We start from the raw sequence: 25,181 nt of genomic DNA, 5'->3' as shown, positions 1-25,181 counted from the left end.
TTGCTTGCGGAGGTTAAAATTGTTATAAAAAAGCTGTTTTGAATATATAGATAAAACAAAAGAATTTTATTTTAGGACTTCTTTATATAATTCTAAATTTTTTCGGAGCATCAAATCAAGAGAAAAATCATTAATTACAGTATGCCTTGCTGCTGCTTCAATTTTTTTAGCTTCATCGGTATTAAGGATGGATAAACAATAATCAATTTTTTGGGCTAAATCATCGGCATCATTCGGTTTGACGTGAAAACCTGTTATATTATCGCTTATTGTTTCAACCGCTCCGCCGATATTAGTGGCAATAACAAGTTTTTCCATAGCCTGACCTTCAATAATAGTGCGACCAAAAGCTTCGGGTTCAATTGAGGCAGATATAATTATATCCGAAATGCCGTATAAATGTATTATATCGGAATCATTACCGAAAATTTGAATTTTATTTTGTAATTTTAAATTAGTGATAAGTTCTTTTACTCGATTGGTAAAATTAGGATGCCTAGACAAATCTCCAACCATTAAACAATAAAAATCTCGATGTTTTAATTTACTTAATGCCTCTACTAAAACAAGGTGACCTTTCCAGCTTGTCATACGAGAAGGTAATAATATTATAGGAACGTTGCTAGGGGCGCCGTATTTTTCTCGGCATTTCGTGAGCTTTTCTTGAGTAAGATTCGTCGGATCAAAATAATCGCAATTTACTCCGCGATCAATTACCTCAATTTTATCTTCATCAACTTTATAATTTTCTAATAAATGTTTTTTTACGAAATTAGAAACGGCGATAATTTTTTCGCCCTTAAGCATGATGCTATTATAATATTTTTTAAGCGAATTGGAAATATTATAAATACCGTGAAAAGTGGTTATGAATTTAGTATTAGTTGCTTTTGCCGCCAAGTAAGAACTCCAAGCCGGTGCTCGCGACCTAGTATGTATTAAATCCACCTTATATTTTTTAATTATGTCTGCTATTATTTTTGCATTACGCCAAATCATAAAAGGATTTTTAGTAGCGCTATTCACGTAAATATGCAAGATATCGTTATTGTCTAATTCTTTAACCAAGGTACCGCCGGCAGAAATAACGATCGGGGTATGACCGAGTAGCTTAAGATGTTTTGCGACTTCTATCGTACCTCTCTCCACTCCGCCTGAAACTAGAGCAGGAACTACTTGTAAAATAGTATATTTATTGTATCGTTTAGTTGAGTCTGATGAAGACATTAAACTATATTATTGTAATGAATAAATTATATTATACACCACAAGAGGGGTTTGTTGTCTATAATAATTATAAAATTACCGATAAAAATGTTCCGTCTGTAATTTTTTTACATGGATTAATGTCCAATATGAGCGGAGAAAAAGCTCTTTATTTAATGGATTATTGTAAAAAAAATAATTATAATTTTATCACCTTCGATAATTTCGGTCACGGCAATGCATCGGGAAATTTTGTAAATCAGACGATCGGCTCATGGCTTTCGGGGCTTGAGTTAGTGTTAGATAAATTGATAGACGATAAAGTTATTTTAATCGGTTCGAGCATGGGAGGATGGTTAGGCATACTTGCCGCTTTGAATTTTCCAAGCAAAATAAAAGCCAAGATAAAAGCTTTGATTTGTTTAGCGCCGGCGGCTGACTTTACCGAAGATATTTGGCAAAATTTATCGAAAGAAGATAAAACTAAAATGCAACAAGAAGGTTTGCTTGAAATAAGCGGGCGGAATTGCCGAGATAAATATCCGATAAGCTATAATTTAATATTAGAAGCAAAAAAGCATTTATTATTAACGCGTGATAATATTGATATAAATATTCCTATTCATTTAATTCACGGAATGCTTGATGAGGATGTGCCTTATAATATTTCTATTAAATTATTGGAAAAAATAGTAAGTAAAAAAATGGTAATGAAACTTATAAAAGACGGAAATCATAAACTTTCGAGAGAAGAAGACTTAAAAATAATCGTCAATTCCCTTGAGGAAGTAATTAAAATAACTAACTAAATTAAACTTAAAAATATTGTATGAATCAATCTAATTTTACAACAATAACCAAAATACATGATTTTAAAGAAATTATGGAAGAAGTTGAGCAAGCGAATCGTGAAAGCTTAGTACTATTTGACGTAGATGACGTCGTAGTTATGGATACGGATGAGTATAGATTAACACATAATTATAGAAAGGAATTATTGGCCGGTATTGAAAAACGACTATCAAAAGAGCAGTGTGAATTATTGCTTAGCATCATTTTAAAAGAGCGAAAAGCACGCTTTGTTAATCCCGATATTCTTGAGATATTTGAGAAATTAAAACAAAATAAAATTTCGACCATGGCTTTAACTAAACTACCGACCGGAAAATTCGGTGTTATTAAAGATATGGTAGAGTGGCGTATTAAAGAATTAAATGATCTAGAAGTGAATTTTATGGAATTAACGCCGATAACAGATGAAATTTTAATAAAAGAATTTGATGTAGGTTACGGCATTCCAACTTTAAAAGATGGAATAATATTTACGGCTGAATATGATAAAGGAAGCGTGCTTGAATATGTTTTACGTGAAAAGAATTATTATCCTAAATCAATAATATTTATCGATGATATTTTAGAAAATCTAGAATCATTACAAAAAACATGTAATGATTTACAAATTAATTATCACGGATTTAAATTTACCGGCTCGGCTATCGTGCCTGAACCTGATTTAGATGAACAGCTTGAAAAGATTAGATTTGAGATTTTGGAAAAAGAATATCGTTGGTTAACCGATAAGGAGCTAGCATTACATGTACAATAAATTTACTATTTTCTTAATTGTGACGGTGGTTTCTCTATCTGCTGCAGCTGCTAAGTCGGTAAAATCAAATGCGGTAGGAGTAATAGCTGCTAAGGTTCAAACGACTGATCTTTTTGACGTATTTAATGTGGTCGGACAATGCAAAAACGATAATAGTCGTGATTATTATGCGAATGTCGCCGGTAAGCTGGAAATAGTATCGTCAAGTCAAGGGAATAAGGTAAATAAAGGAGAAGTGTTATTTATAATCGATAAGAATATAGCGGAAACAACCAAAATGAATGCCGAAGCTTTGTTAAATACTAAACAAGATAATTATACTAGAAATAAAACATTATTTGCTAAAAAATTTATTAGTTCCGAAGAGTTAGAAAGATCTAAAAGTGATTTTGAGGATGCCAGATTTAATTATTCTAAAGCGGTAAAAACCTATAATGATATGTTAATTACGGCGCCTTTTGACGGTAAAATAGGAGTGATTAAACCAAAACCGGGAGACAATATAAAGCAAGGCGATTATCTTTTTAGTATCGTTGAAGGAGAGGGAACTCAAAGTATTTTTATTGAGTTGCCTGAATCGTTATACGGAAAAGTATCAAATGATACCGAAGCGACAATAACGGTCGGTAAAACAGACGGTAAAGACAACCAAGCTACTCCTTTTAGTGAAGAGATTAAAGGAAAAATTTCCTCGGTTTCCGGGTATTTATCCGATAACGGCACTATGGATGCTAAAATAATGTTACCGGCTAACAATAAAATGATGCATAATAGTTATGTAAATGTTACGCTTATTATCAACCCGCATAAAAATTTAGCCGTGCCGGAGCAATGTATACAAAGAAATAATCAAGGTAATTTTATTTACAAGATAGATAATAATATAGTAAAACAACTATATGTAGAAATCGGCTCGCGAACTAACGGCTTAATTGAAATCACTTCAAAAGATATCCATGAAGGGGATTTAATAGTAGCGGAAGGTATGACCAAAGTCGATGACGGGACGGAAGTCAAGTTGCCGGAAAGTGAGGGGTAGGGAGGTGTTGTTGCGTGGATTGGTTACGGCGTGTTCTATGTCATTCCCGTTTTTAGGCGTTGTTGCATGGCTCTAAAATAAGTGCCGTATGTCATTCCCGCGCAGGCGGGAATCCAGGCTTTTCTTTGTCATGCTGAACTTGTTTCAGCATCTCTTTAACAGATCCTGAAATAAATTCAGGATGACTATAATTTTTCTGGATTCCCGCCTTCGCGGGAATGACATCAAAAATTTGAGCCATGCAACAAAGCCGGCTTGGTCACGGCATGACAAGTTTTAAGCGATTTTAACCATCCACGCAACAATGCCTTGCGAGGAGCCGCGGCAATCTAGTTTTTGTCATGCTGAACTTGTTTCAGCATCTCTTGAAAAAGATCCTGAAATAAATTCAGTATGACTATTATTTTCTAGATTGCCGCGTCGGTACTACGTACCTCCTCGCAATGACGAAACAAAATTAACTTAAAAAGGATCATCAAATGGAATATTTATTATTAGTTTTTAGTATTATAGCTATTTTAGTTATAGTGCAAATGGTAAAAGTCGTTCCTCAACAACAAGCATGGGTTGTGGAAAAATTAGGGAAATTCGATAAAGTCTTGCAACCCGGTTTAAATCTTTTAATACCTGTAATTCAAAGAGTAGCTTATAAACATACTTTAAAAGAAGAAGCAATAGATGTTACGGCGCAAACGGCTATTTCCAATGATAACGTAACATTATCTATTGACGGGGTTTTGTATGTGAAAATTATTGATCCGATGGCGGCTTCTTACGGCGTTAATAATCCTTATTACGCAATCACCCAGCTTGCTCAAACTACTATGCGGTCGGAAATCGGTAAATTACCGTTAGATAGGACTTTTGAAGAGAGAGAAACCTTAAATGTTGCAATCGTTGCTGCCATTAATCAAGCTGCCGTAAATTGGGGAATACAATGTATGCGCTATGAGATTAAGGATATCCAACCGCCTCAAACGATACTTAAGGCTATGGAATTGCAAGTTGCTGCAGAGCGTCAGAAACGAGCGCAAATTTTAGATTCCGAAGGCAATAGACAAGCAAAAATTAACCATGCCGAAGGAGAGAAAGCGCAAATTGTTTTAAATTCCGAAGCTTCTTATATCGATCAAGTCAATAGGGCAAAAGGTGAAGCGGAAGCGATCGGATTGGTTGCTACCGCTACGGCAAAAAGTATTGAAATTGTTGCGTCTGCGGTGCAGAAAACCGGCGGCAGTGAAGCCGTATCGCTAAAGATAGCAGAGCAGTATATTAGCGCTTTTAGTAATTTAGCTAAAGATACTAATACCGTAATTTTACCGGCTAACCTTTCGGAGCCGAGCAGCTTTATAACCGGAGCATTAAGTATTTTTAATCAATTAAAAATACCCACCGAAAAGAAAGCGGATAAGTAAATCTTTATACTTGAAGAGATTGTAATTCCCGTGAAAACGGGAATCTAGACTTTTTCTTGTCATGCTGAACAAGTTTTGCGCATCTTTTTTAGTAGATCCTGAAATAAATTCAGGATGACTTTTATACTTTTTTCTAGATTCCCGCCTGCGCGGGAATGACATACGGCACTTTTTTAGAGCCATGCAACAACGCCGGTCAAGTAACTAGATGACACCGTACTTATAATAACCATAATACGATAATTATGATCCACGCGGGCATTGCTTCGCAGGAATGACGCTGTAGCAGTAGACATCTCTCTATATTTAGTTAGAAGTCCATGTTAGGGTAAAAATTTACTGTTGTAATAATTAATTATCTTATATATCATACAAACGTATTTTATAACATTTATAAGGACATATAATATGCAAGTATTTATTGGTAAAACTGCTCCGGATTTTACGGCAAAAGCTATTATGCCGGATAATAATATAGAAAATGAATTTACCCTTAGCCATTATGCAAAAGGTCATAAATTAGTAATATTTTTTTATCCGCTTGATTTTACTTTTGTTTGCCCGTCGGAAATTATTGCATTCCACAATAGACTCGGTGATTTTACAGAACGACATACTAGAATAGTAGCGGTAAGCGTTGATTCCCATTTTGCTCATTTAGCTTGGAAAAACACCCCTCATAATAAAGGCGGAGTCGGACAGATTCAAATCCCTATGGTTTCCGATCTTAAGAAAAATATTTCTTCACTATATAATGTTTTGAATGAAGACGGTATTTCGCTGCGCGGAACTTTTTTAATTGACGAAGATTTTATAGTGCGTCATATGCTAGTTAACGACTTACCTCTCGGTCGTGATGTTGATGAAGTACTAAGAGTTATTGACGCTTTAACTCACTTCCAGCAACACGGTGAAGTTTGTCCTGCCGGATGGCGTAAAGGAGGGGAAGCAATTACTCCGTCACATCAAGGAATTGCGCATTATTTAGGTTCTCATGCGGAGAAGTTGTAACTATACTACTCATCTTTCGAGAATTGGATATATGTCATACCGTGGCTTGACCCACTACTGTACGAACGTTGAAAAAAGGCTGTGTCATGCCGTGACTTGATCACGGCATCCAGGAAAATAAAACCATATTAGACTTATTTTAGAATCTTTTTATGATATTATAAGCTGGATTCCGTGGTCGTAGCCACGGAATGACAGAATTTTTACCTCTTTATTTAAACGTTCGTACAGTAGTGGGCTTGACCACGGTATCCAGAAAAAAATTAAAAAGCCTAACTGGATGCCGTGGTCAAGCCGGCATTGTTGCATGGCTCTAAAAAAGTGTCCTATGTCATTCCCGCGTAGGCGGGAATCTAGAAAATACAAAAAAGTCATCCTGAATTTATTTCAGGAGCTACTATTTAAGAGATGCTGAAACAAGTTCAGCATGACAAAAGAAAAAGCTGGATTCCCGCTTTCGGGGGAGAATGACATCAAAAATTTGAGCCATGCAACGACGCCTACCGCGGCTCGCAATGACGGGGTAAGATCGAGCCGTCGGCTTGACCACGGCATGACATCTAAACGCTTTGCTTAATATACCAATTAATTATCAATAAAGTTAAAGTATCGTTTAAATAATGCTTAAAGAGTTATTTTTTGGAGAAAAATCCCAAACACCTTACAGTTTTGAGACAATTAATATTTTACGGCTAATTAGAAGTGAAAATGTCGGTTCTAGAACTTTTTTCAGTTTGATAAAATTATTCGGTGATGCGAGTACTGCAATAGAAAATATTAAAGATTTTTCGGTTCGCGGCGGACGCTCAAAACCGATTAAAGTTTTTTCTCAAAGTGATGCAGAAAAAGAATTAGAACTTTTAGAGAAGAATAACGCGAAAATTATTACTTATAAATCTCCTGAATATTCAAAATTGTTACTTGAAATTTATGACCCCCCGCCGATACTAAGCTATAAAGGTAATATTGAATTACTTGGATATAAAAAATGTGTCTCTATTGTCGGAGCGCGTAACGCCTCCGCAAACGGTCGCGTCTTTGCTCATAAAATTGCCGAAGGGTTAGTTAATAATGATTATGTAACAGTCTCAGGACTTGCTCGTGGTATCGATAGCGCCGTTCATCAAGCGAACACTTTAAGAACTATCGGCGTTATTGCCGGCGGAATTGATCATATTTATCCCGTAGAGAATAAAAAATTATTTGAAGCATTAGAGGCAGAAGGGTTAATAATAGCCGAATTACCTATCGGCTCTATTCCTTTAGGGCAACATTTCCCACAACGTAACAGGTTAATCTCCGGTATATCTCTTGGCACCGTCGTAATTGAAGCTAGTTTAAAATCCGGCTCACTAATAACCGCAAGGCTTGCTCTTGAGCAAAATAAAGAAGTATTTGCCGTGCCTGGATTTCCGTTAGACCCTAGATGTCAGGGTACCAATAAGCTAATCAAAGAGGGAGCGCATTTGGTGGAAAATATAGATGATATAGTAGCTAATTTACCACAATATGAAAATATTATAAGAAAAAAAGACGACTCAGTAAAAGATTTTATTGATGTTAATGCAAATTTCAAAACACTAGATACCAAATATATAAAGCAAGTAACAGAAACCCATCGTACGCAAATTGTTGAATTATTATCAGCAGTGTCGCTCGATTTTGATTATTTACAAGAAGCAACAAATTTACCATTACCCGTTATATATACGGTAATATTGGAGTTAGAACTAGCCGGCAGAGTTATTCGTCATCACGGTAACAAAATCTCATTAATTTATAAATAAACATGAAATTAGTAATAGTAGAGTCGCCCGCAAAGGCAAAAACGATAAATAAATATCTCGGCGATGAATTTAAAGTTATTGCCTCATTCGGTCATATTAGAGATTTACCTTCTAAAAAAGGTTCGGTATTGCCTGATGAAAATTTTTCGATGAAATATGACATATCGGACAAAGCTAATAAATATGTCGATGCAATAACTAAGGATGCCAAAAAAGCTAAAGCAGTTTATTTAGCAACCGATCCGGATCGTGAAGGAGAAGCAATTTCTTGGCATGTGGCGGAAGTGATTAAAGAAAAAAACGGTGTTAAATCCGATGATTTTTTTAAGAGAGTGGCTTTCAATGAAATTACCAAAAAAGCAATTATCCATGCAGTTGAAAACCCTAGGAAACTTGATATTAACTTAGTTAATTCTCAGCAAGCAAGAAGGGCGTTAGATTACTTAGTCGGCTTTACTTTATCTCCCCTTTTATGGCGGAAACTCCCAGGCTGTAAATCAGCCGGTAGGGTACAGTCGGTGGCACTTCGTCTTGTGTGTGAGCGAGAAGATGAAATAGAGCGTTTTAAGACCGAAGAATATTGGGATATTAGTCTTAAAATGCAAAATAGTAATAAAGAGTCTTTTTTAGCTAAATTAACTCATGTGGAAGGTAAGAAGTTAGAAAAATTTTCGATTACTAACGAGAAAGACGCTAAAGATTTAGTAGAGGCGCTTAAATCAAAAAAATTTCATATTGAAAAAATAGAGAAAAAACAGCAAAAACGCCAACCGCAACCGCCATTTATTACTTCTTCATTGCAACAGGAAGCTGCAAGGAAATTAGGTTTTAGTGCTAAAAAAACTATGCAGATAGCCCAAAAACTTTATGAAGGCGTGGATATAGGCAAAGAAACAGTCGGGCTTATTACCTATATGAGAACGGACGGCGTTACTTTAGCGAGTGAGGCGGTTACGGAAATACGTAAGTTAATCCATAAAAATTTCGGTGATAAATATCTGCCGAACGCTCCAAGAGTCTATAAATCGAAAGTAAAGAATGCACAGGAAGCTCATGAAGCAATAAGACCGACGACAATTACTTATACCCCTGAGAATTTAAAAGAAAAATTAGATAAAGATTATTATCGATTATATGAATTAATTTGGAAAAGAACAATAGCCTGCCAAATGGAAAATGTTATTATGAATTTGGTAGCAGCTAGCTTAGAATCTGAAAATAAAGAATTTTCAGCAAAAGCAACGGGATCGACCATAGCATTTGACGGTTTTTATAAAGTGTATCGTGAAAGTGTTGACGATGAAGCGGAAGAAGAAAATAAAATGCTACCGCCTTTAAAAGAAGGGGAAAAATTATTAACCGAAGAGATAAAACCCAATCAGCATTTTACGGAACCACCGCCAAGATATTCCGAGGCTAGCTTAGTTAAAAAACTTGAGGAATTGGGAATCGGTAGACCGTCAACTTATGCATCTATTTTATCGGTATTACAAGAGAGGAAATACGTAAGCTTGGGGAAAAAGCGTTTTATACCGGAAGAGCTTGGGCGTTTGGTTACGGTATTTTTAGTCGGCTTCTTTAAAAAATATGTCGAATATGATTTTACCGCTAGTTTAGAAAATGAATTAGATGAAATAGCTGCCGGAAAACTTGAGTGGAAGACATCGCTAAGCAATTTTTGGGGCGGTTTTAATAATAATGTAGAATCGGTTAGTGAACAAAAAATAACCGACGTAATTAGTTATGTGCAAAAAGCTTTAGATTATCATTTATTCGGCGAGAATAAAGATTCAAAAAAATGTCCTTCCTGTGCTACGGGTGAGTTGAGTTTAAAATTAGGTAAGTTCGGCGCATTTTTAGCATGTAGTAATTACCCCGATTGCACTTTTAAAAAGCCTATTACTACCGGTAACGGTAATAGTGAAACTGACGGCGATAATTATGCGGTTAATGAGAATAAAATTTTAGGTACTGATCCGGAAGGGGTAGAAATTTATTTGAAAAAAGGTCAGTACGGTCCTTATATTCAACGCGGGGAAAAAGATGCCGCTAATGAAAAGCAAAAACCCAAGCGTGTTCCCGTGCCTCCTGCGCTGCAGAAGGATATTACTTTTGAGACGGCTTTGAAATTGTTAAGTTTACCTCTTAAATTAGGTACTCATTCAGAAACGGGAGAAGAAATTTTAGTAGGATTCGGCAGATTTGGCCCTTACTTAAAATATAGCGGCAAATTTATTTCTATTCCTAAAAAATACGATTTTTTAACTATTACGCCGGAACAGGCAATAGAGCTAATTAAGGAAAATAGTAATAAGTTACAGAAGAAGGTAGAAGCTAAGGATAATAAAGATACTTATCCCGTCATTGCGAGCGAAGCTAAGCAATCTAGGAAAAAAACTAGCAAAAGTTAAAAATATTATTTTCTGGATTGCCGCGTCGGCACGATGTGCCTCCTCGCAATGACGTTTAACGTTCCACGCAACAACACTGCGAGCGTTGTTGCATGGCTCAAATTTTCGATGTCATTCCCGCGAAAGCGGGAATCCAGACTTTCTTTTGTCATGCTGAACTTGTTTCAGCATCTCTTGAGAAATATCCTGAAATAAATTCAGGATGACTATAATTTTTCTGGATTCCTGCCTTTAGCTAGAATGACATACTGTTGCTTTTATCGAGCCATGCCACAAGGCCCCTATGTGGGAAGGCGTTATTGCGTGGATACCAGAATCGTCATTGCGAGGAGGGACGAAGTCCCGACGCGGCAATCCAGGCTATCCCGAATGTAATGAGGGATTTTATGAGAATGCCAGAAAGTTTATAAGATGGCAAGTTTAGCATGAAAATATGTTTATACTTAGATTGCCGCGTCGGCACTTTGTGCCTCCTCGCAATGACGTTTAACGTTCCATGCAACAACACTGTGAGCGTTGTTGCATGGCTCAAATTTTCGATGTCATTCTAGCTAAAGGCAGGAATCCAGACTTTCTTTTGTCATGCTGAACTTGTTTCAGCATCTCTTGAGAAATATCCTGAAATAAATTCAGGATGACTATAATTTTTCTGGATTCCTGCCTTTAGCTAGAATGACATACTGTTGCTTTTATCGAGCCATGCAACAAGGCCCCTATGCGGGAAGGCGTTATTGCGTGGATACCAGAATCGTCATTGCGAGCAGGGACGAAGTCCCGACGCGGCAATCCAGGCTATCCCGAATGTAATGAGGGATTTTATGAGAATGCCAGAAAGTTTATAAGATGGCAAGTTTAGCATGAAAATATGTTTATACTTAGATTGTCACGGCGGCACTTTGTGCCTCTTCACAATGACGTTTAACGTTCCATGCAACAACACTGCGCGGGAATGACATCGCTATACTTATTACAATTAAAACAAAGTTAAAACATTAAACATGAAAAAAGTTATCACACGTTTTGCTCCGTCTCCGACCGGTATGTTACATGTCGGTAATAGTAGAGCTGTCCTTATTAACTGGCTTTATGCTAGAAAAAATAACGGGCAATTTATTTTAAGATTTGACGATACCGATCTTGAGCGTAGCCGCCGGGAATATAAGGATGCTATTATAAAAGATTTAAAATTTTTAAATATCGATTGGGATCAAACATTTAATCAGTCAAGCCGGTTAGATAGATATGACGAAATAAAAAAAACACTGTTAGAAAAAAAGCGATTATACCCTTGTTTTGAAACTCCTGAAGAACTGGAATTAAAGCGTAAATTTCAGTTATCAAAAGGTATGCCGCCGATTTATGACCGTGCCGCTTTAAATTTAACCAAAGAACAAATCGAGAAATATCAAGCACAGGGCAGGAAACCGCACTATAGATTTTTAATAAATCATACGCCGATAAGTTGGCATGATATGGTGAAAGGTGAAGTTAAATATGAAGGTAAAAGTTTAAGCAATCCGATAGTTATCAGAGCGGACTCTAGCATGACTTATATGTTATGTTCAGTTATCGATGATATTGATTATGATATTAGTCATATTATCAGAGGAGAAGATCATGTAAGCAATACCGCTATTCAAATTCAGATGTTTGAAGCCTTAGGCGCAATTCCGCCGGTATTCGGTCATTTAAGTTTAATTATCAATCGTGATGAGAAAATCTCTAAAAGAGTAGGGGGATTTGAAATCGCCTCTCTTCGAGATAAAGAAGGTTTTGAGTCAATGGCTATCGCTAGTTTTTTTAGCTTGCTCGGTTCATCGACTCAAGTTTTGCCGTTTAAAACTATGAAAGAGTTGGTGGAGCAATTTGATATAAATAATTTTTCCAAAAGCCCGACTATTTATCAGCCGGAGGATTTAGAGCGATTAAATCATAAATTACTTATATCGCTAAGTTTTAATGAGATAAAAGACCGTCTTGGAGAAATCGGGGCAGGTCATATTGACGAAAATTTTTGGTTATCGGTCCGTCCTAATTTACAAAAACTTTTTGATGTAAAAGAATGGTGGGATATTTGTCATGAATCGCCAAAAATGCAAAATTTAGATAAGCAATATTTAAAACAAGCAGCGGAATTATTGCCTGCCGGAGAACTAACTAGTAATAGCTGGAGTATTTGGACAAAAAAAATTGTCGAAATAACAGGCAGAAAGGGTAAAGAGTTATTTTTGCCGCTGCGCCTCGCTCTAACCGGTAAAGAATCAGGTCCCGAAATGGCAAATATTTTACCGTTAATTGAACGTGCGGAGATTGTTCGGCGGTTAAGTTAGTATAGTAATTAAGAAGTTATAGTAAATTGATTTGAACTTTGTGCTGCGTTGCTCGTCGTCTCGCCTATTAATATATAGGCTTCGCTCTTCGCGCCTGTCACAAAATTCAACTGAATTCACTATATTTATCCGTATTTGTTCAACCTATCCGATGTTATCCCCGCGCAACACCGCCCGCGGTGGGATATCGGAATCGTCATTGCGAGGAGGCAATGCCCGCGTGGATGGTTAAAATCGCTTAAAACTTGTCATACCGTGGCTTGACCACGGTATCCAGAAAAATCTTAGTAAAAGACTGGATGCCGTGGTCAAGCCACGGCATGACACCATAGTAATAACCATAATACAGAATACAGTAAATTATGAGCCATGCAACAACGCCTTTGGTCGCTCGCAATGATGATTCCGGTATCCACGCAACAATCTATCCTCGCAATGACGGAATTTAGAAGCCTTTACAGGGAGTGACATTGAGAGTGTTTACCAAATCAACAAAAAGAATAAAAACATGACGACTAAAAAATCGGTTAACGGTAAAATATGGCAGCAAAAACTTATTAATGAAAGTAATATTTCAGAGCTAAGCCGTAATCTAGGAGTAAGTGATTTTTTAGCTAGGTTATTATCTTGTCGAGTGAGTAATTTAGATCAGGCAGAAAATTTTTTGTCACCGAAAATTAAAAATCTGCTCCCCGATCCTTTCCATTTGCTTGACATGCGAAAAGCAGTCGATAGAGTTATTGCGGCGATTTTAAATAAACAAAAAATATGCGTATTTGCCGATTACGATGTTGACGGGGCAACTTCTGCGGCACTTCTTAAAAATATATTTAGGGATTTAAGGCATAGTTGTGATATTTACGTACCTGATCGTATAGCGGAAGGCTATGGTCCGACGCCGAGCGCTATGCAAAAAATCAAAGATACCGGCGTAAAGCTGCTTATTACGGTTGATTGCGGAGCTATGGCTCATGAAGCTTTAGAATATGCTAAAGAGGTGGGGCTTGAGGTGATAGTAATCGATCATCATATAAGTGCGGAAATACTACCTGAGGCTATAGCTATAGTAAACCCTAACCGTATTGATGAAAAAAGTGAATATAAGTATTTAGCAGCTGTAGGGGTATCGTTTTTATTTGTTACTGCTTTATTGTCGGAATTAAAAAAGCAAAATTATTTTGCAGATATTCCTGTTCCCAATTTAATGCAATATTTGGATTTGGTGGCACTCGGTACTGTTTGTGACGTAATGAAATTGGTGCAGTTAAACCGCGCCTTTGTTGCCACCGGTTTAAAAATAATGATGCAAAGGCAAAATATCGGCATCAAAACTTTATATGATATTGCGGGGCTTAGCGAAGTGCCGCGCTGTTATCATTTAGGGTTTATTTTAGGTCCTAGAATTAATGCCGGCGGCAGAGTCGGAAGATCGAGCTTAGGAGCTACTTTATTATCAACGGAATGTGCAATAGAAGCCGGTAGTTTAGCAACAGAGCTTGAGAAGCATAATAATGAGAGGAAAGTAATCGAGCTAATGATGATTGAGGAAGCAACTAAAATTGCTTTAACTCAAGAAAATAATAGTTTATTATTTATTGTAAAAGAAGGCTGGCATCCCGGAGTTATCGGTATTGTTGCGGGAAGACTTAAAGATAAATTCACTAAGCCCGTAGCAATTATAGCTTTAAATGACGGGATCGGTAAAGCCTCGTGCCGATCTATCACTGGTATTGATTTAGGCGCTAAAATTATTAACGCTAAAATTAAAGATTTGCTAGTAGCGGGCGGTGGGCATGCTATGGCTGCGGGCTTTACCGTAAAAGCCGAAAAATTGCAGGAATTACAAGAATTCTTGAATGAGGATATTAAAATTGATATAAGCAAATTAGGAGATTATACGCAAGCAGAATATGATGCTGAATTAACTACCTCAAGTGTTAATATGCTGTTAATGGAAGAGCTTAATAAGTTAGAGCCTTTTGGTCAAGGTAATCCGGAACCGATATTTAAATTTGATAATCTTTTTATTATCAAAGCGGATATCGTCGGCAGTAAACATATTCGGTGTTTGCTTGCACCCACTCTTAAGGCTTACGGTAATAAAGCATTACAGGCAATTACTTTTAATGCGGTCGAAACGCCGCTTGAAGACGCAATATTTAATGTTCGAGGGAAAAATAATATTTCGGTTATAGGTTCACTCAAAACAAATAATTGGCAAGATAATTATACTATTCAGCTACATATAAAAGACATAATATTAACTTAATATACTACTCGTATTTCAAGAATTGTTTTTTCATTTTATCAGGGGTTCGTGTACTCACCTATTAAGTATAGGCTGTGCGCACTTACCCTTCAAAATAAAATCCAATTCTCGAAATACGAGCAGTATACTCGTTGAACTTGAAAAATTAGCAACAACGCTTCTCGCTTTCGATCCTCACGTTACTTGCGTGTACGCTGCGGTCAAAAGCTGCGTTATTGCATGGCTCAATAAAAGAAATAATATGTCATTCTAGCTAAAGGCGGGAATCCGGAAAAATACTTTTAAAGTCATCCTGAATTTATTTCAGAATCTTTTTTAGGAGATGCTGAACCAAGTTCAGCATGACATAAATAAGGCTGGATTCCCGCCTTGAGCTAGGAATGACATCGAAAATTTGGGCCGTGCAACAACGCTGTCGAAAGCTCCGAGGCGTCTTGCTCTTTTTCAAGTTGAACTTCGTATTTCAACTTTTCACTTTTAACAGGAATATATAATGACCGATTTAAAGAAAACAAAAACAAAAATTACTAATACGGCAATTTCAAAAGATTTAGCTGAAGTGAAAGATCATTATCAAGATTATCCTTATCCATATAGAAATCCTGAAGAGGAAAGAACGCGCCTGCTTTCTATTGTTGGTGAAAGTTTAGGGGAATTAAATCATTCTTTATATAAAGGAAAAGAGAATTTTAACAATGGTTTTCGTTGTTTGATAGCCGGTGGCGGTACGGGTGACTCTACTATCTATTTAGCGGAGCAGCTTAAAGATAAAAAGGTAGAAATAATATATTTAGACTTTAGCAAACCAAGCATGGAAGTAGCGCAAAAACGTGCTGAAGTTAGGGGGCTTACAAATATTAAATGGATTAATGACTCTATATTAAATATTCCGAATTTGAAACTCGGAAAATTTGATTATATAAATTGTACCGGGGTGTTACATCACTTGCAAAACCCGCCTGAAGGTCTAAAAAATTTAAAAGATTCTTTAACTCCCAAGGGCGGTATGGGATTAATGGTTTATGCTAAATACGGTCGCACCGGTGTTTATCATATTCAAGAAATCATGAAAATGGTGAATAGCGAGGCACAAAGCCGAGTCGAAGAAGTTATGAACGGTAAAATTATTATCGATAATCTTCCTGCAACTAACTGGCATAAAAGAGGATGGGAGTTATTTTCGGATTACCAAAATTTCGGTGACGTGGGACTGTATGATATGTTCTTGCATAAGCAAGATCGTGCTTATTCCATTCCTGAATTATATGAATTTGTCCAAGATGCGGGTTTAAATTTTGTCGATTATCTTGATCCGGTGGAGAAGTTATTACTAAGACCTGAAAATTATATTAAAGACTTCTCGTTATTACAAAAAATTAAGAAGATGAATAAAGTAACCCAGCAGGCAATTAGTGAGATAATTACCGGAAATATTATAAAGCATTCTTTTTACGTATCTAATCAAAAAGATAGCGTAGCAACAATTGATGATCTTAATAACGTGCCGTATTTCCATAATATTGCCAATTTTGCCAAGCAAGTTTTTGATTATATAGAGGCTAATCCAACGCTTGTAAATAACGGCGTTAATTTCACGGTGAATAACGGCATATTAAAAAACGTCAATATATCGGTTCCCGTATTTGCTTATACTAAGTATATTTTTAAATATATAGCAGAAGAAAAAAGTTTAGGGGAAATATTTGATGCTATCCGTGAAGAATTAAAGCAAGAAATAACTAATGAAGCATTATTAAATGAGGTTAGAAGTATTTTTACCCCATTATTTGAAGCAAGTATTTTATTGTTAAAGTCAAAGAAAGTGTAGTAATTTGCAGTATTGTTGCGTGGACGGTTAAAATCGCTTAAAACTTGTCATATCGAGGCCCTTCCCACCGTATCCAGAAAAAATTAAAAAGCCTAACCGGATACCGTGGGAGGGGCCACGGTATGACACCGTACTTATAATAACCATAATACGGTAAATTATTAGCCATGCAACAACGCCCGAAAACTGGAATCCGGGCTTTTTTTGTCATGCTGAACTTGTTTCAGCATCTCATTAATAGATCCTGAAATAAATTCAGGATGACTATAATGTTCTGGATTCCCGCCTTTAGCTAGAATGACACCATTTTTAGGCAATTTCTTATCCATGCAACAACGCCGGTCAAGTCACGGAATGACTCAAGTTAATCTAATATGAAAATGATAAAAAAGCGTATTGAGTCTTTACGAAAATTATTTATAGAACTCGGTATAAACGGCTACATTATCCCCTCTAACGATAAATATATGAGCGAATACGTACCCGAATATGCTAAAAGGCTTGAGTATATAACGGGTTTTACCGGCTCAAACGGACTCACGGTAATATGCGAAGATACGGCGTTATTTTTTACCGACGGTAGGTATTTAGAGCAAAGTGCTAGAGAGCTTGATTTAAGTATTTTTCAAATTTTCGATCTCAAAGACATATATTTATTTCCTTGGGGAAGTTATATAAAAGAAAATGCTATAATAGGCTATGATCCTGAATTGTTTACTTATCCGATAAAATCCAGATTTTTTGGGTCTTTAAAATCACCTTTACATAAAATTTCCGGTAATTTAGTTGATCAAATTTGGAAAGATCAGCCACAAGAACCTGCTTCTAAAGTCTGTTTACACGATATTGCCTTTGCCGGTAGTTCGCATAGTGACAAAATAAAAGAATGTCGGAAAATTTTAACAGAAAATTCGGCAGATACAATTATTATTACAGATGCAAGTTCTATATGTTGGTTGTTAAATCTTCGAGCGAGAGACGTTGCTTATTCTCCTTTAATGTTTTCGTTAGTAATACTGACTCATTCGCAACTATATTTATTTATAAATCCATCAAGAATCGGCGAGGAAATTATTGCTGCCCGTCCCGAAATAACAATTTTCCAAGAAGCGGAATTTGAAAATATCTTATTAAAAAATAGCCAAAAAATCCTAGTTGACGATAGCTTTTTATCGATTCGTATAATGGATTTAATAGCAGATAAAGAAGAATACTCAAAGCAGAATAGTATAAAGAAAATTACCGATCCTTGTCAGCTACTTAAAGCTTGTAAAAATGAGATAGAAATCCGACATGCAATTAATTTTCATGTTAGCGATGCGGTGGCGTTATGCGAGTTTTTTGCCGAGCTTGACGGCATGAATAATTTACATGAGCTTACGGAGTATGATTTAGCAAAAAAATTGACCAACTATAGAAGTAAGCAAAACGGCTATATAAGTGATAGCTTTCCGACCATTTGCGGCTTTAAAGAAAATAGTGCAATTATTCATTATCGTGCCGATCAAAAACACGCAAAGAAAATTGCAGGTGAGGGCATTTTACTAATTGATTCCGGCGGGCAGTATCAAGGTTGTACGACCGATATAACTCGGACTATTGCAATAGATATGCCGACAAGCGAACAAAAGAAACGTTACACGCAAGTTTTGAAAGGACATATTGCGCTAGCAAATGCAAAATTTCCCAAAGATAAAATTACCGGCGCAAATCTTGACATATTAGCACGGCAATATTTATGGCAGGATAATATTGATTATCCGCACGGCACCGGTCACGGCGTCGGTAGTTTCCTAAGCGTTCATGAAGGACCGCAAAGTATTAATCTCAGAAGTCAAATTATTTTGCAGCCCGGAATGATTTTGTCTAATGAACCGGGTTACTATATACCGGGTGAATTCGGTATCAGAATAGAAAATTTGATGTATGTTAAAGAAAATAATAATTGGCTAGAGTTTGAAACTTTAAGCTTAGTACCTTATGCTAACGAATTAGTTGAGTTTTCTATATTAAATATCGACGAAATAAATTATATAAAACAATATTACCGAAAAATTAAATCTAAAATTTATTCTTTATTGTCTATAAAGGCTAAGATATGGTTAGATAAACAAATAAAATTTTTCTTAGAATAATAATTATTATATTTGACTGTAACCGTGTTTATTGCTATAAACCTTTATACTACTCAATCTTTTAAGAGCTGGATTCCACTTTAAGGATAGTAAAAGTATTTAGGATGTCATCCCTGTGAAACGGGGCGTTGTTGTGTGGCTAATAATTTACCGTATTATGGTTATTATAAGTACGGTGTCATACCGTGGTTTGACCACGGTATCCAGAAAAGCCTTAATAAAAAGACTGGATGCCTGGTCAAGCCACGGCATGACACCGAAACACTTTGCAAAAATTCGAGCCATGCAACAACGCTCCGTTTGAACTAGAATGACATCAAACACGCTTTAATCTTCAAGCAACCAATCTGCTTGTTACACAAAGGCGAGCTTTTGTAACAACTTTAAAATGGGGCGTAGCCAAGCGGTAAGGCAACGGTTTTTGATATCGTCATTCGGAGGTTCGATCCCTCCCGCCCCAGCCATTCGCCATTTTTTGGCAAATTCACGACTGTATCGAACGGCGGACGTAGATTATAATCAAGTTTCTTGCTGTTTAATTCCAGGTTAGCAAATACCAAATTTACTAAATCCCCCAATCAAATCTTTGAATATTTTAAATATTAGAATCTAATTAGATGAAGCTTTCTGAATGATGCTGTACAAACAAGAGTTATTGCATGGCTCAATATTTTTGCACAGCAATTCGGTGTCATACCGTGGCTTGACCCACTACTGTACGAACGTTGAAAAAAGGCTGTGTCATGCCGTGACTTGATCACGGCATCCAGGAAAATAAAGCCATATTAGACTTATTTTAGAATCTTTTTATGATATTATAAGCTGGATTCCGTGGTCGTAGCCACGGAATGACAGAATTTTTACCTCTTTATTTAAACGTTCGTACAGTAGTGGGCTTGACCACGGTATCCAGAAAAAATCTTAGTAAAAGACTGGATGCCGCGGGAGGGGGAGGCGTTGTTGCATGGCTCTAAAAAAGTGCCGTATGTCATTCCTAGCTAGAGGCCACAGCTGTCCGAAGTTAAAAAATTAAGATTATTAAATAGTACTTTTTTTGCCGTTAATGCTAAAAATACTACTATTTTGATATATAATAGAGTGAAAAACCCCCAACAGTTTCTCTATTTATTTTTCAACTTCGGACAGCTGTGAGCTAAAGGCGGGAATCCAGAAAAAACACTTAAAATAAACAAAATTATATAAAAATTTACTATATAATTCGCTTAAACATTTTCCGGATTCCCGCCTTTAGCTAGAATGACATCGAAAATTCGAGCCGTGCAACAACGCTGTACAAACAAGACTCATGAAATTTAATGTATAGACCTTAATTAAGTGAGTCATAATTGTCATTTATAAGAATTTTCTGCGCCATTTAATTCAAATTCTTCTCGTTTTTTAATAATTTACTAAAATACTAACAAAATAATTATTGAAAACTATTTGACAGAATATAGAAACTAATATAACTTCTTTCTTTATTTTTTAATAAATCTTAATTATATAACTTAATATTATATTCAAATGAAAAAACTTTTTTGCCAATGTATAATTTTTATTATTTTAACTTCTTTACTTACCGGTTGTGCGCGTGATCTTTCGAGTAACGTGTATACTAGCGATTCAACATTAAATCTAACATTGGAGGGAGAAGTTCTTTCCATACGTCCCGTTATAATAAAAGAATCAGATAGATTATCTGATAATAGCGGTGGAATGCTTGCCGGCGGAGTAATGGGAGGCGTATTAGGTAGTGGAGTAGGACAAGGAACCGGTAATGCTGCAGCTATTGTAGGCGGAGCTATTGTAGGGGCAGCTCTCGGCTCTGGATTACAAGGAAAATTAGGTGAGAAAAAAGGATATGAATATTTAGTTAAAGTTGATACCTCTAAAATAAAAAGTGATTATTACGAAGGTAATTCGGCTATGAGAAACGTTATTTCTACTGCTGTTACCAGCGGCTTAATTACAGTTGTCCAAGCTACGGATTCTAATATTAAGATAGGTCAAAAAGTATATATAATTTTTTCCGAAAAACGTACGCGTGTAATTCCTGCTTAATAATGAATTAATTAATAGAGTATTCTAATGTATTTCAAAAATTTTGTATCTTTATTCTTCGTAATTTTAATAACTTCCGGCTGTGCAAAAGTAACTTCAATACGTCATGTTGCAGGATATAATAATAACATGGTTCAACCTAAAGAAATATTAATTTTGCCCCCGCAGGTTGAAGTGTATACTTTAGATATATCTAGCCGTAAAGAACGTATGTATAATTACGAAGATCATTTAGAAGAACTTATTAGGAGAGAAATACCGTTAGCTATTCAAGAGAACGGTTTTAGAGTTAAATTATTACATAGAAGGGATATTAGAGATCAAAAACTGGATAATGTTGTTTCTCGTCTTCGCGACTCTTATAATTCGGCTCATAAAACACTTTATACCCCTCTATTATGGGAAGAAAGCAAAGCATTTTCAATTACGCAAAATGTCGGAGAAGCAGCGGTAACTTTAGGGCAACAAACTAATAGTGATATATTGTTATTAATTGATTATGCGCAAATAATTAAGACTAACGGAGCCCGTGCGCGTGATTTTGCCATGAGTCTTATTTTCAATAATTCTAGTGTTACGGAGAATGCAGATAATTCAGTTCTGGCTGTCGGAATTGTAGATACAAAAACCGGTAATATATTATGGACAAATATGAGTTCTACTTCTCAGGATCTTTATAGTTGTGCTATAAGTAATTTCTCTTCCCGTGATAAGGTAGAAATTGCCAATTTGCATAAACTTATAAAGGCTATTTTGATGCCGTTACGGAATAAGAACTAAAGCTTTTCACTCTCCTACAATCTTTAAAATTTAGGAATTTGTGTATACTGTTCGTATTTTGAATTTGGATTTTTTATTTTGAAGAATGAGGGCGTACAGCTTATTAAAAATATAAGCGAGTACGTGAATCTTAGGATGTAAATAAAAAAAATTCTTGAAAGATGAGTAGTATATTATTGATCTATTTATAAAATCTCTTAGTAACTTCCTTTATTTAATAACAGCTTTTCAAAAAATAAATAAAAACTCCTATTGACTTTCAATAGAAAAAGCATATCGTATTTGCAATTTAATTAAAAAATCGCAAAAAATGTTAGGCTATCGAGATGAGCAGAGAAGTTTAACCAGGCAACAAAAGGAAGCTATCGGGTTACTGTCTATAGGTACTTTTCTAGAATATTTTGACCTAATGCTATATATTCATATGGCAGTGATGCTAAACGATTTGTTTTTTCCTAAAACTGATCCGAAAGTTGCTTCACTTTTATCGGCAGCGGCTTTCTGCTCTACTTATGCGTTAAGACCCTTTGCTGCTTTTATACTCGGATGGATAGGCGATAATATCGGGCGTAAATCTACGGTAATTATTACTACTCTTATAATGGCGGCGTCATGTTTTGTTATGGCTAATTTATCAACCTATGCGGAAAAAGGCATTATAGTCTCTTGGATTATGATAATCTGCCGTATGTCGCAAGGTATCTCCTCAATGGGCGAAATTATAGGAGCGGAATTATATGTAACTGAAACAACAAAACCTCCTGCTCAATATGTATGTATAGGGATAATTAATATCGCTTCTATTATAGGTAGTATAGCTGCGCTAATATTTGGTATTATTAGCACCACCTATCTTTTAAATTGGCGTTATGCTTTTTGGGGAGGGACAGTAATAGCTCTAGTCGGATTTTTAGCAAGAACTAGACTCCGAGAATCAACTGAATTTGTTGATGCAAAACGTCGGATAAAAAATACTTTAGAAAATTTTGGTATAGATACTGAGAAATTACCTTATAAGGAATATATTGAAGAAAAAGTTAATATGAAAACTGCATTAGCTTATTTTCTTATCTTACCTTCAGGGTCGGCTTGTTTTTATCTTATTTATGTTCATTGTGCCAATTTATTTAAAACTAATTTTGATTATTCAGCTGCTGCAATTATGGAAAATAGTTTATACATTTCTATTGTTCATTTAATTACAGCATCTGTATTAACCTCATTAGTATTAAAATTTCATCCGCTTAAAATATTAAAAGTTCAAAGAATTATATTTTTATTTGTTATGCCGATCGGTGTTTATTTTTTAAATAATATAGCTGCCCCCTTTGATTTGTTTAAAGTACAGTCGTTGTTCGTTATAATTAGCATTGCCGTTGGTACGGCTTCTCCTATAGTTTACAAAAGTTTTCCGGTATTTAAGCGATTTACTTATTCTACGGTTATATATGCCTTAGCAAAAATTTTTATAACTGTTATAACTTCTTTTGGGATGGTTTATTTAATAAATATTTTAGGGAATTACGGCATTCTTCTCATTATGATGCCTGTTGGCATAGCTTTTTATTGGTCAGTTAGTCACTTTGAATCAGTTGAAAAACTTCGAGGTAATTATCAGCATTAAGAATTTTTTCTTTTAAAGCCATTTTTTTAAAATTAGTTTGTTGTTCAATCATTTCACGGCAAAGTTTGACTAATTCGTGTTCGATGTTGTATATTTCAAAATATGCACAAACATATAGGAAATGCTCTAACGTTTCTTTTATAATCTTCTGAATTTTTTCAGGAGATTTTGCTCCTAATGTTTGTAAATTATGCACTCGATCAAAGATTTTTATAAGTGCCGTATCATGGCGTTTTTGCTGAATTAATAAATTTAAATTTTCCTCAGTATTAATTTTGCCGTATGGTTTAATTCTAGTTAAACCTTCCACATGACTTGCAATGTTTCTATCAAAAATAGCGGCAATATCCTCTTCCGTAAGCAGCGTGTCTTCTATAGTATCGTGTAATAAGGCAGCATTTAACATACTAGGGATAAAAAGTTTAGGTACTTCATAAGCCGTAAATTCTGCCACCATATAAGCAACTGCTACCGGATGGGAATAATAAGGCTCGCCTGATTGCCGCATTTGAGGACCGTGATATTTTCGTGCATAATAAAGACCCTTCTTAACTTCTCTAATATCTATCGGGTGCTTTACTAACCTGTTTAAATAGGTAATTTTATTCAATAGTTTTTTAGCATAATCGCAAATTTCAAACTTTTCTTCCCAGCAATTAATGTCTTCCATAATATAGAGTATTTAATTTTATATTCTTATACAACTTTTGATTAAAGAATTAAATATAAATATTAAAAATGAGTAGATTTTTTGTGTTTTCCATCCTCACAACAATAACATCAACACAATTTTTTATTTTAAACAGTCTTTATCTTCATTTGATTCTTGCAACTTTTGTAGTTCTATGGCATTAATTAACGATATAGAAAGATTACTTAGGTTATATTATGTTAAAAAAGTGTATTATTTTATTTTTAGGATTGTTTCTTCTTTCAGGTTGTACTGACGGATTTAGAGACTATTTTAAAAAATCTGCAAATAATAAATTAGTTGATAGTAAAGGATTTGAAGGCGGTAAACGTAGACCTTTATATAACGGTAAATATATTAATTTGGCTAAAAAGAATATTGTCGAAGATAATCTTGATGAGGATAATGACGACGACGATAATGATAATCCTTTAAGTAGCGAAACGATTAATCCATCAAAAAGAAATCGTGATATGTATCTTAAAATGATCAAGAGAGATATGACCCGTCAAAAAGCTCAAAAAAATATCGATGCTAACTATATTGATGATTCCTCCCTAACTCAAGCAAATAAAAAAGTTAGAAAAAATAATAGCGATAAAGAAGAAAAATTGCAGCAGGAACTAGCGCAGATTAAGGCCATGCTTAAGGAAACCAGGCAAGATTTATCAAAATATTCCTGTCCGGGTGCCGCGCAAGAGCGAAATTATGCTCCGCCGGTTACAAATTACGCGCCTTCGACCTATTCTCCCGTAAATGATAATAGTAAGACATATAACCGGAAATCTAAGGTAAAGCAGAAATTTATCAGAGAAGACGAGGATGATACGAGCAAAAAAGATAATGAATGTGCTATATAAATACAAGTGGTAAAAACACTCGATGTTATTTGTTGCGTGGACGGTAAAAAGTGCCTAAAGCTGTTATACCGTAGTTTGAGCGGCGTTGTTGCATGGCTCGAAAATTGCTATATTTTGGGTATTCTTTA

Annotated in this window: 34 protein-coding genes and 1 tRNA gene; 21 read left to right on the top strand and 14 right to left on the bottom strand. The window is 35.5% G+C overall.

Going from position 1 to position 25,181, the window contains the following annotated elements; translation table 11 throughout:
- Nucleotides 1-66: 66 nt before the first annotated feature.
- Nucleotides 67-1,227: a glycosyltransferase family 4 protein gene (locus AAHM91_RS07075; protein ID WP_342270332.1), complete on the bottom strand. Its 1,161-nt coding sequence runs from the start codon at nt 1,225-1,227 to the stop codon at nt 67-69.
- Nucleotides 1,228-1,244: 17 nt separating this feature from the next.
- Between AAHM91_RS07075 and AAHM91_RS07070 the strand changes: the two genes are divergently transcribed.
- Genes AAHM91_RS07070 through AAHM91_RS07060 form a run of 3 tightly spaced genes read left to right on the top strand, consistent with a single transcriptional unit; the run spans nt 1,245 to nt 3,851 of the window.
- On the top strand, nt 1,245-2,015 hold the full coding sequence (locus AAHM91_RS07070; protein ID WP_253307891.1) for an alpha/beta hydrolase: 771 nt from the start codon (nt 1,245-1,247) through the stop codon (nt 2,013-2,015).
- A 20-nt stretch (nt 2,016-2,035) separates the two neighbouring features.
- On the top strand, nt 2,036-2,812 hold the full coding sequence (locus AAHM91_RS07065; protein WP_342270331.1) for a DUF2608 domain-containing protein: 777 nt from the start codon (nt 2,036-2,038) through the stop codon (nt 2,810-2,812).
- A complete protein-coding gene (locus tag AAHM91_RS07060; RefSeq protein ID WP_342270330.1) occupies nt 2,802-3,851 on the top strand; it encodes an efflux RND transporter periplasmic adaptor subunit in 1,050 nt (349 codons plus the stop codon). Before AAHM91_RS07065 ends, AAHM91_RS07060 begins: the two co-directional genes overlap by 11 nt.
- A 91-nt stretch (nt 3,852-3,942) precedes the next feature.
- On the opposite strand, the gene AAHM91_RS07055 is transcribed toward AAHM91_RS07060, so the two are convergent.
- Nucleotides 3,943-4,092: a hypothetical protein gene (locus tag AAHM91_RS07055; RefSeq protein ID WP_342270329.1), complete on the bottom strand. Its 150-nt coding sequence runs from the start codon at nt 4,090-4,092 to the stop codon at nt 3,943-3,945.
- Between the two features lie 238 nt (nt 4,093-4,330).
- Here AAHM91_RS07055 and AAHM91_RS07050 point away from each other — a divergent pair, with 238 nt between their 5' ends.
- Entirely contained in the window at nt 4,331-5,266 is a 936-nt protein-coding gene (locus AAHM91_RS07050) for an SPFH domain-containing protein (RefSeq protein WP_341793850.1), read from the top strand.
- Here AAHM91_RS07050 and AAHM91_RS07045 read toward each other — a convergent pair.
- Nucleotides 5,231-5,449, bottom strand: a complete 219-nt coding sequence (locus AAHM91_RS07045) for a hypothetical protein (protein ID WP_342270328.1) — start codon at nt 5,447-5,449, stop codon at nt 5,231-5,233. The genes AAHM91_RS07050 and AAHM91_RS07045 overlap by 36 nt on opposite strands.
- Nucleotides 5,440-5,562: a hypothetical protein gene (locus tag AAHM91_RS07040; RefSeq protein WP_342270327.1), complete on the bottom strand. Its 123-nt coding sequence runs from the start codon at nt 5,560-5,562 to the stop codon at nt 5,440-5,442. Before AAHM91_RS07040 ends, AAHM91_RS07045 begins: the two co-directional genes overlap by 10 nt.
- Nucleotides 5,563-5,674: 112 nt before the next feature.
- Between AAHM91_RS07040 and AAHM91_RS07035 the strand changes: the two genes are divergently transcribed.
- Nucleotides 5,675-6,277: a peroxiredoxin gene (locus AAHM91_RS07035; RefSeq protein ID WP_253307886.1), complete on the top strand. Its 603-nt coding sequence runs from the start codon at nt 5,675-5,677 to the stop codon at nt 6,275-6,277.
- Nucleotides 6,278-6,427: 150 nt separating this feature from the next.
- Here the strand turns inward: AAHM91_RS07035 and AAHM91_RS07030 are convergent, their stop codons facing one another.
- Nucleotides 6,428-6,586: a hypothetical protein gene (locus tag AAHM91_RS07030; RefSeq protein ID WP_342270326.1), complete on the bottom strand. Its 159-nt coding sequence runs from the start codon at nt 6,584-6,586 to the stop codon at nt 6,428-6,430.
- Nucleotides 6,587-6,704: 118 nt separating this feature from the next.
- Between AAHM91_RS07030 and AAHM91_RS07025 the strand changes: the two genes are divergently transcribed.
- Genes AAHM91_RS07025 through topA form a run of 3 tightly spaced genes read left to right on the top strand, consistent with a single transcriptional unit; the run spans nt 6,705 to nt 10,475 of the window.
- Nucleotides 6,705-6,854, top strand: a complete 150-nt coding sequence (locus AAHM91_RS07025; protein ID WP_342270325.1) for a hypothetical protein — start codon at nt 6,705-6,707, stop codon at nt 6,852-6,854.
- A 43-nt stretch (nt 6,855-6,897) separates the two neighbouring features.
- On the top strand, nt 6,898-8,064 hold the full coding sequence (dprA, locus tag AAHM91_RS07020; RefSeq protein WP_342270324.1) for a DNA-processing protein DprA: 1,167 nt from the start codon (nt 6,898-6,900) through the stop codon (nt 8,062-8,064).
- Between the two features lie 2 nt (nt 8,065-8,066).
- The gene (topA, locus tag AAHM91_RS07015) at nt 8,067-10,475 is read left to right on the top strand and encodes a type I DNA topoisomerase (RefSeq protein ID WP_342270323.1); all 2,409 of its coding nucleotides are present in this window, start codon (nt 8,067-8,069) and stop codon (nt 10,473-10,475) included.
- A gap of 5 nt (nt 10,476-10,480) precedes the next feature.
- Here the strand turns inward: topA and AAHM91_RS07010 are convergent, their stop codons facing one another.
- Both AAHM91_RS07010 and AAHM91_RS07005 read right to left on the bottom strand, forming a co-directional pair.
- The gene (locus tag AAHM91_RS07010; RefSeq protein ID WP_342270322.1) at nt 10,481-10,627 is read right to left on the bottom strand and encodes a hypothetical protein; all 147 of its coding nucleotides are present in this window, start codon (nt 10,625-10,627) and stop codon (nt 10,481-10,483) included.
- A gap of 79 nt (nt 10,628-10,706) precedes the next feature.
- Nucleotides 10,707-10,829, bottom strand: coding sequence for a hypothetical protein (locus tag AAHM91_RS07005; protein WP_342270321.1), 123 nt, complete (start codon nt 10,827-10,829; stop codon nt 10,707-10,709).
- A 71-nt stretch (nt 10,830-10,900) separates the two neighbouring features.
- Between AAHM91_RS07005 and AAHM91_RS07000 the strand changes: the two genes are divergently transcribed.
- Entirely contained in the window at nt 10,901-11,026 is a 126-nt protein-coding gene (locus tag AAHM91_RS07000) for a hypothetical protein (RefSeq protein WP_341793912.1), read from the top strand.
- Nucleotides 11,027-11,138: 112 nt separating this feature from the next.
- Here the strand turns inward: AAHM91_RS07000 and AAHM91_RS06995 are convergent, their stop codons facing one another.
- On the bottom strand, nt 11,139-11,261 hold the full coding sequence (locus tag AAHM91_RS06995; RefSeq protein ID WP_342270320.1) for a hypothetical protein: 123 nt from the start codon (nt 11,259-11,261) through the stop codon (nt 11,139-11,141).
- Nucleotides 11,262-11,473: 212 nt separating this feature from the next.
- Between AAHM91_RS06995 and gltX the strand changes: the two genes are divergently transcribed.
- Complete coding sequence (gene gltX / locus AAHM91_RS06990; RefSeq protein WP_342270319.1) at nt 11,474-12,805, top strand: glutamate--tRNA ligase; 1,332 nt, start codon at nt 11,474-11,476, stop codon at nt 12,803-12,805.
- Nucleotides 12,806-12,940: 135 nt separating this feature from the next.
- The gene (locus tag AAHM91_RS06985) at nt 12,941-13,069 is read left to right on the top strand and encodes a hypothetical protein (protein WP_341793914.1); all 129 of its coding nucleotides are present in this window, start codon (nt 12,941-12,943) and stop codon (nt 13,067-13,069) included.
- Here AAHM91_RS06985 and AAHM91_RS06980 read toward each other — a convergent pair.
- Nucleotides 13,044-13,202 (bottom strand): palindromic element RPE4 domain-containing protein, encoded by a 159-nt coding sequence (locus AAHM91_RS06980; protein WP_341793915.1) that lies wholly within the window; start codon nt 13,200-13,202, stop codon nt 13,044-13,046. The genes AAHM91_RS06985 and AAHM91_RS06980 overlap by 26 nt on opposite strands.
- A gap of 111 nt (nt 13,203-13,313) precedes the next feature.
- Between AAHM91_RS06980 and recJ the strand changes: the two genes are divergently transcribed.
- Nucleotides 13,314-15,074: a single-stranded-DNA-specific exonuclease RecJ gene (gene recJ / locus AAHM91_RS06975; RefSeq protein ID WP_253307881.1), complete on the top strand. Its 1,761-nt coding sequence runs from the start codon at nt 13,314-13,316 to the stop codon at nt 15,072-15,074.
- A gap of 298 nt (nt 15,075-15,372) precedes the next feature.
- Here the strand turns inward: recJ and AAHM91_RS06970 are convergent, their stop codons facing one another.
- The gene (locus tag AAHM91_RS06970; RefSeq protein WP_342270318.1) at nt 15,373-15,522 is read right to left on the bottom strand and encodes a hypothetical protein; all 150 of its coding nucleotides are present in this window, start codon (nt 15,520-15,522) and stop codon (nt 15,373-15,375) included.
- A 45-nt stretch (nt 15,523-15,567) separates the two neighbouring features.
- On the opposite strand from AAHM91_RS06970, the gene AAHM91_RS06965 reads away from it, so the two are divergent.
- Entirely contained in the window at nt 15,568-16,902 is a 1,335-nt protein-coding gene (locus AAHM91_RS06965; RefSeq protein WP_342270317.1) for a class I SAM-dependent methyltransferase, read from the top strand.
- Between the two features lie 37 nt (nt 16,903-16,939).
- Here AAHM91_RS06965 and AAHM91_RS06960 read toward each other — a convergent pair whose 3' ends face one another.
- Both AAHM91_RS06960 and AAHM91_RS06955 read right to left on the bottom strand, forming a co-directional pair.
- The gene (locus AAHM91_RS06960; protein WP_342270316.1) at nt 16,940-17,071 is read right to left on the bottom strand and encodes a hypothetical protein; all 132 of its coding nucleotides are present in this window, start codon (nt 17,069-17,071) and stop codon (nt 16,940-16,942) included.
- On the bottom strand, nt 17,064-17,231 hold the full coding sequence (locus AAHM91_RS06955; RefSeq protein WP_342270315.1) for a hypothetical protein: 168 nt from the start codon (nt 17,229-17,231) through the stop codon (nt 17,064-17,066). Before AAHM91_RS06955 ends, AAHM91_RS06960 begins: the two co-directional genes overlap by 8 nt.
- A gap of 51 nt (nt 17,232-17,282) precedes the next feature.
- Here AAHM91_RS06955 and AAHM91_RS06950 point away from each other — a divergent pair, with 51 nt between their 5' ends.
- The 3 genes from AAHM91_RS06950 to AAHM91_RS06940 all read left to right on the top strand — a co-directional run bounded on the left by AAHM91_RS06950 (nt 17,283) and on the right by AAHM91_RS06940 (nt 19,501).
- On the top strand, nt 17,283-19,037 hold the full coding sequence (locus tag AAHM91_RS06950) for a M24B family metallopeptidase (RefSeq protein ID WP_342270314.1): 1,755 nt from the start codon (nt 17,283-17,285) through the stop codon (nt 19,035-19,037).
- Between the two features lie 135 nt (nt 19,038-19,172).
- Entirely contained in the window at nt 19,173-19,346 is a 174-nt protein-coding gene (locus tag AAHM91_RS06945; protein ID WP_342270313.1) for a hypothetical protein, read from the top strand.
- Nucleotides 19,347-19,426: 80 nt separating this feature from the next.
- Nucleotides 19,427-19,501, top strand: a tRNA-Gln gene (locus AAHM91_RS06940).
- 138 nt (nt 19,502-19,639) lie between these two features.
- On the opposite strand, the gene AAHM91_RS06935 is transcribed toward AAHM91_RS06940, so the two are convergent.
- Nucleotides 19,640-19,798, bottom strand: a complete 159-nt coding sequence (locus AAHM91_RS06935; protein WP_341793919.1) for a hypothetical protein — start codon at nt 19,796-19,798, stop codon at nt 19,640-19,642.
- A gap of 87 nt (nt 19,799-19,885) precedes the next feature.
- Here AAHM91_RS06935 and AAHM91_RS06930 point away from each other — a divergent pair, with 87 nt between their 5' ends.
- The 4 genes from AAHM91_RS06930 to AAHM91_RS06915 all read left to right on the top strand — a co-directional run bounded on the left by AAHM91_RS06930 (nt 19,886) and on the right by AAHM91_RS06915 (nt 23,502).
- Nucleotides 19,886-20,011, top strand: a complete 126-nt coding sequence (locus tag AAHM91_RS06930) for a hypothetical protein (protein ID WP_342270312.1) — start codon at nt 19,886-19,888, stop codon at nt 20,009-20,011.
- Nucleotides 20,012-20,561: 550 nt separating this feature from the next.
- A complete protein-coding gene (locus AAHM91_RS06925; RefSeq protein WP_342270311.1) occupies nt 20,562-21,098 on the top strand; it encodes an outer membrane lipoprotein in 537 nt (178 codons plus the stop codon).
- Between the two features lie 27 nt (nt 21,099-21,125).
- The gene (locus tag AAHM91_RS06920; RefSeq protein WP_342270310.1) at nt 21,126-21,878 is read left to right on the top strand and encodes a hypothetical protein; all 753 of its coding nucleotides are present in this window, start codon (nt 21,126-21,128) and stop codon (nt 21,876-21,878) included.
- A gap of 310 nt (nt 21,879-22,188) precedes the next feature.
- Nucleotides 22,189-23,502: an MFS transporter gene (locus AAHM91_RS06915; protein WP_342270309.1), complete on the top strand. Its 1,314-nt coding sequence runs from the start codon at nt 22,189-22,191 to the stop codon at nt 23,500-23,502.
- Here the strand turns inward: AAHM91_RS06915 and AAHM91_RS06910 are convergent.
- Entirely contained in the window at nt 23,453-24,172 is a 720-nt protein-coding gene (locus AAHM91_RS06910; RefSeq protein WP_342270308.1) for an HD domain-containing protein, read from the bottom strand. The genes AAHM91_RS06915 and AAHM91_RS06910 overlap by 50 nt on opposite strands.
- A 218-nt stretch (nt 24,173-24,390) precedes the next feature.
- On the opposite strand from AAHM91_RS06910, the gene AAHM91_RS06905 reads away from it, so the two are divergent.
- Nucleotides 24,391-25,053, top strand: a complete 663-nt coding sequence (locus AAHM91_RS06905; protein WP_341793925.1) for a hypothetical protein — start codon at nt 24,391-24,393, stop codon at nt 25,051-25,053.
- Nucleotides 25,054-25,181 lie beyond the last annotated feature (128 nt).

Origin of the sequence: Rickettsia endosymbiont of Orchestes rusci (assembly GCF_964030945.1) — a bacterium.
Taxonomy (GTDB): Bacteria; Pseudomonadota; Alphaproteobacteria; order Rickettsiales; family Rickettsiaceae; genus Rickettsia.
This window is presented reverse-complemented; position numbering and strand designations above follow the sequence as displayed.